The organism is Kitasatospora xanthocidica (assembly GCF_014656195.1).
GTDB classification, from domain to species: Bacteria; Actinomycetota; Actinomycetes; order Streptomycetales; family Streptomycetaceae; genus Kitasatospora; species Kitasatospora xanthocidica.
Window position 1 is genome coordinate 1 of record NZ_BNBY01000070.1, and the last position, 894, is coordinate 894.

General features: G+C 70.9%; 1 protein-coding gene. It reads right to left on the minus strand.

What is annotated here, in order from left to right; translation table 11 throughout:
- Positions 1–894, minus strand: an 894-nt coding sequence (locus IE332_RS40465; protein ID WP_189926898.1) for an IS110 family RNA-guided transposase, incomplete at both ends; no start/stop codon positions are given.

Here is an 894-nt window from a genome sequence, read left to right on the forward strand (position 1 = left end):
CGGTCGCTTCGTCGTAGTGGGTGCGGGTCTTGAGGCATCCGTGGAGGATGCCGACGAGCCGGTTGCCGAGCTGGCGGAGGGCGGGGTTGTAGCCGGCTTCGCGGGCTCGTTGCTTGTCGTAGTAGCGGCGGGCGCCCGGTGAGGCGCGCAGGGCGGAGAACGCCTGGCGTTGGAGGGCGTCGGCGAGCCGGTTGTTGCGCACGTAGCGGGCCTGGACGCTGTGGCTCTTGCCGGAGGCCCGAGTGACTGGGCTGGTCCCGGCGTAGTTCTTGCGGGCCTTGGCTGAGCTGTAGCGGGTGGGGTCGTCCCCGAACTCGGCGAGCACCCGGGCGCCGGTGATCTCGCCGATGCCAGGCATCGACAGGTAGATCTCAGCGTCCGGGTGCGCGAGAAAATGTGCCCTCACCTGCTCTTCCATCGCGGCTATCTGCTCGTTGAGGGCGAGCAGGAGGCAGGCGTGGGCGGTGGTGGCGGCCGCGTAGGCGGCCGTGAGCGGCTCGGGCAGCTCCAGGTATGTCTCGCGCAGTGTGGCCTGGATCGCGCCGGCCTTCTGGTCCCGGTCGCGGCGCCGGGCCCGGGCCAGGACGGCGGCGATCTGGGTGCGGGTCAGCTTCGCCGCCGTCTGCGGCGTGGGTGCCTTGATCAGCAGTTCCAGCGCGTCGGCGCTGGTCAGCTCCAGGGACGCGTATGCGGTCAGCGCCCCGGGGAAGTACTCGCGCAACGTGCTGCGGAGCCGCTGGAAGGTGCGGGTGCGTTCCCAGATCAGGGTCTGGTGGGCGCGGGTGACGACCTTGACGGCCTGGGCCTGGTCACTATCGCCGGCGATGGGCCGCAGCTGGTCGCGGTCGATGCGGACCATGTCGGCGAGCGCGTGGGCGTCGCCCTTGTCGCTCT